Source organism: Streptomyces sp. NPDC054840 (assembly GCF_053611065.1).
In genome coordinates, this window is the sequence record NZ_JBSGZP010000639.1 from 1 (window position 1) to 4,180 (window position 4,180).

The 4,180-nt window shown below is 76.6% G+C and carries 4 protein-coding genes; all 4 read right to left on the minus strand.

What is annotated here, in order from left to right; genetic code table 11:
- The coding region (locus ACWGIU_RS31335; protein WP_453711490.1) for a hypothetical protein at nt 1-182 on the minus strand (182 nt) is incomplete at its 3' end.
- A gap of 257 nt (nt 183-439) precedes the next feature.
- Nucleotides 440-1,861, minus strand: coding sequence for an O-antigen ligase family protein (locus tag ACWGIU_RS31340; protein WP_453711492.1), 1,422 nt, complete (start codon nt 1,859-1,861; stop codon nt 440-442).
- A complete protein-coding gene (locus ACWGIU_RS31345) occupies nt 1,861-3,381 on the minus strand; it encodes an exopolysaccharide biosynthesis polyprenyl glycosylphosphotransferase (protein WP_453711494.1) in 1,521 nt (506 codons plus the stop codon). The genes ACWGIU_RS31340 and ACWGIU_RS31345 overlap by 1 nt, the downstream gene beginning before the upstream one ends.
- Nucleotides 3,378-4,180 (minus strand): glycosyltransferase family 4 protein (locus tag ACWGIU_RS31350; protein ID WP_453711496.1); only part of this gene is annotated, 803 nt, incomplete at its 5' end. The genes ACWGIU_RS31345 and ACWGIU_RS31350, both read right to left, overlap by 4 nt.

Here is a 4,180-nt window from a genome sequence, read left to right on the forward strand (position 1 = left end):
CCGCCGAGGGTGGCGGGCTCGGACTGCTCGCCCGGCCGGTCCTCGGGGGCGTCGGCGGCGCCGCTCGCGGCTCGCGCCGCCACCCGGAGGCTGTGCCGGCCCGAGGCTCCTCCCGGATACCCGGCGGAGCCGAACACGGGCCTGCGGGCCTCCGGTGCGCCCCCCGGGAGGCCTCCGGCCACGAACCCGGGATCCGTCGGGCCCGGCGCGCCGGCGACTCCCCCGGACCGCCCCGGCGGCGGCGCGCTCCGTGAACGCCCGGCGAACGAAGCGGGATCCGCGAAGCCCGAAGTGCCGGACCCGCCAGGGGCCGCAGGACCTCCGGGCCGGGGCGCACTCAGCGGGTAGCCGGTGAAGCCGGAGTCCGCGGGGCCCGGGACACGGGCGTGGCCCGCCCCGGCCGGAGGGCCGGAGGCTGGCCGCCAAGGCGTGGTGTCCGTCACGGGCGCGCCGCAACCCCGGGGGCCCTGCCCCGTGAACCCGCACCGGCGGAAGACTCCTTGTCCGCGGCGGCCCCCGGCAGGGGACCGGGCTCCCGGGAGGGAAGCGCCCACCAGGCCGCCAGGCCGATGATCACTCCGGTCAGCACGGTGGACGGCCCGCCGATGTCCGCGTAGAGGAAGTCGATCAGCTGCCACACGAACAGCCCGATCGCGATCAGCCCGCAATCCCGCGCACCGACACGCACACCCGCACCCGCACAGGCCCCGAGCCGGCGCAGCCCCGCCACCAGCAGCGCCGCCCAGCCGCCCACGAGTGCGATGAGCCCGATCAGGCCCTGCTCGCTCAGGATCAGCAGGTACATGTTGTGCGGGGAGAGCAGGGGCTGGCGCAGGTACGCCTGGCCGGCGCCCGCGGTGTCGCTGCCGGAGGACAGGCCCAGCGAGGCGTGCCCGTCCCGGTTGGCCGGGAAGCCCTTGAGCCCCACCCCGACCGCCGGCCGCTCGCGCCACATCGACTCGGCGGCGGCCCACATCGTGTAGCGGTCGGTCACCGACTGGTCGGGGGCGCTGGAGACCTGGGTGATGGAGGTGAGCCGCTCGGCGACCATCTCCGACCCGACCCCGAACCCGCCGACCAGGACCACCCCGGCGGCCGCCAGCGCGGCGACCACTTTCAAGGCCCGCCGGATCCCGGCCAAGGCCATCACCAGCACCGCCGCGCCGAAGGTGGCGATCCACGCGCCCCGGCTGAAGGACAGCACCAGCGGGAGCACCAGCACGAGCGCGCAGCCGCCGGCGATCCGCCGCAGGCGGCGCGGCAGGCCCGGAGCGAGCCCGGCGGCGGTCGCCACGATCAGCCCGTAGGCCACGACGGTGGCCATGCCCATGACGTCACCGGGGCCGAAGGTACCGACGGCCCGGACGTCCTCGCCCTGGTACGAGGCCCCGGTGTGGGTGGCGTACTGCACGACCCCCACCGCGCCCTGCCCCAGTGCCAGGACCACGAAGCACCCGGCGGCCAGCCGGAATTCCGCGGCGTCGCGCACCAGCAGCACCACGGCCGCCGGAACCAGGACGAAGACCTGCAGGTAGCGCACGAAGCCGGGCAGGGCGGCGTACGGTTCCCCCGCGGTCATCGTGGCGACCGCGAGGCCCACGGCCGGCGCCCCGAGCACGAGCACGCCCAGCGGGGTCAGCTCCCGCACCCGGCCGCGCAGTGCCTGCACCGCGCAGACGAGGACCAACAGCAGCGAGGCGGCGTCGGCCGGACCGACCTTCCCGGAGGCGGTGGCGTCGCCCGCCGGGAGCGGGGCGAGCAGGAACAGCACGGTCGCGGCGAACGGCAGCAGCGGCCAGTGCCGGCGCAGCAGACCCGGAACGTCCGGCCGGACCCACCGGCCCGGTACGGCGAGACTCATCAGCTGCCCCCCAGCCGGAAGCGGAAGAAGGAGGCCGCGGTGCGGGCGAGGATCCACAGGTCCTGCCACAGCGACCAGGTGTCGATGTAGTGGTTGTCGAAGCGGGCCCGGTCCTCGATGGAGGTGTCCCCGCGCAGGCCGTTGATCTGGGCGAGGCCGGTGATGCCGACGGGCATCCGGTGCCGGGCCTCGTAGCCGGGGTGGACGGTGGAGAACTTGGCGACGAAGAACGGCCGTTCGGGGCGCGGGCCGACCAGGGCCATGTCTCCGCGTACGACGTTCCACAGCTGCGGCAGCTCGTCCAGCGAGGACTTGCGCAGGAAGGAGCCGACGGGGCTCATCCCGCGGTCACCCGCGACGGTCCAGCGGGTGGCGGCCTCGTGCGCGTCGGCGCGCAGGGTACGGAACTTCAGCAGGGTGAACGGGCGCCCGTACAGGCCGACCCGCTCCTGCCGGAAGATCACCCCCGGCCCGTCCCAGACCCGGACGGCCAGCGCGCACGCCCCCATCACGGGTGCGGCGGCGAGCAGCGCGATCAGGGCGAGCACCGTGTCGAGGCCCCGCTTGGCCCAGCGCTCCAGCGGCCGGGCCGGGCGCGGCAGCAGCGGCTGTACGGCGTACCCCCACAGGTGGTCGGCGGGCTGCGCCACCCCCATGCCGGTGACCTTGGCGGTGCCGGCCGGGTCGGCGAGCCACAGTCGGCAGCCGTGGTCGTGGAAGAGGCGAACCAGGGAGGCGGTGCGCTCGTCGGCCTCCGGGGGGCGGGTGAACACCGCGTGAGCCACGGAGTTCTGGATGACCGCCCGCCGGATGTCCTCGTGGGTGGTGAGCAGCGGCAGGGCGCCCCCGTCGCCCTCGGCGGGTGTCGCGGTGTCGATGAGTCCGACCGGGCGCAGCCCTAACTCGGGGCGGCCGTGCAGGGCGGCGGCCACCGCGCCCGCCCCGGCGCCGGGTCCGACGACGAACGCGGAGGCGGGGCGGCGTACGGCCGAGCGGCGGTGGAGCTGGTTGACGAGGCCGCGGCCCGCGCACGCCAGTACGGCCTGCAGGCAGACAGCGGTGAGCAGGGCGCTCCAGCCCATGGCCCGGGCCGGGTCGGCGGCGGCCGTGACGGCGGCGACCGAGCACCACAGGACGGTGGACCGCGCGGCCAGCACGGGCAGTTCGAGGAGTGCGGAGGGGGCGAGCAGCGGGCGGTAGAGCCCGGTCCGCGCGTGCAGCGCGGCGAGCAGGACGGGCGCCGCGTACAGGACGGGCGGCGCCGCCGCGGGCAGGGTCGTCGCGGTGAGTACGGCGGCCAGCGCGTCGGCGGTGAGCAGCGGGAGTACGCGGCCGCGACGGCGGACGCGCCGGGGGCGTACGGCGGAGCGTGCCTGGTCGGTCCTGGGCCCGCGCGGAGGGGGGATGGCGGTCGCCGAACGGCGGGCCGCCGCGGGGTGCGCGGGCGCGAAGGCGCCTCCGCCGACGGGCCCCGTGCCGCCCTGCCCGGTGTGCCGGGCGCGTGCGCTGTCCATCGTCATCGGCTGATGCGCTCCTGGTTCAAGGGCCGGGGCCGGCCCAGCAGTTCGTGGTACAGGCCGGTGACCGCGTCCGTGGTCCGCCGCACGTCGAAGTCGGTCCGGGCGTGCTGCCGGGCCTGTTCCCCGAGTTCGGCGAGGAGCCGCGGCTCGGCGAGCAGCCATCCCAGGGCCTCGGCCAGGGCCGTCGGGTCCTCCGGCGGCACCAGGCACAGGCGTCCGTGGCCCGGCGGCAGGCTCTCCCTGGCACCGCTGACGTCGGAGACCAGGACCGGGCGGCCACAGGCCATGGCTTCGAGCGGGGCGAGCGCCATGCCTTCCCACCGCGACGGCAGTACAACGAGATCGGCGGCCCGAAGCCACGGTCGGATGTCGGCGGCGGAGCCCGCGAAGTGCACTCCGGGTGGGGCGTTGCGGCGCAGCCGTTCGGTGTCGGGGCCGTCCCCGACCAGGGCGAGGCGGGCTCCGGGGACGGTGGCGAGCAGCTCGGGCCAGGCCCGCAGCAGGATGTCCTGCCCCTTCTGGAGGCAGATCCGGCCCACGCAGACGGCGAGCGGCCCGTCGGCCGGGAAGCCCGCGGGCAGCGGCAGTTCGGCGCGGGCCCGGTCCCGGTCCCGGTCGGGGTCCGGTCCGCCGGGGCGGAAGTGGTCCAGGTCCACGCCGTTGCGGATCACCGCCCAACGGGCGGTGATCCCCTCGGTCTCGCCCCCGCGGCGTTCGGCGTCGCTGACGCAGAGCACCCGGTCGGCCCAGCGGGCCCCGTACCGCTCCCAGCGCAGCGCGAGCGCGCCGGTGGCCCCGC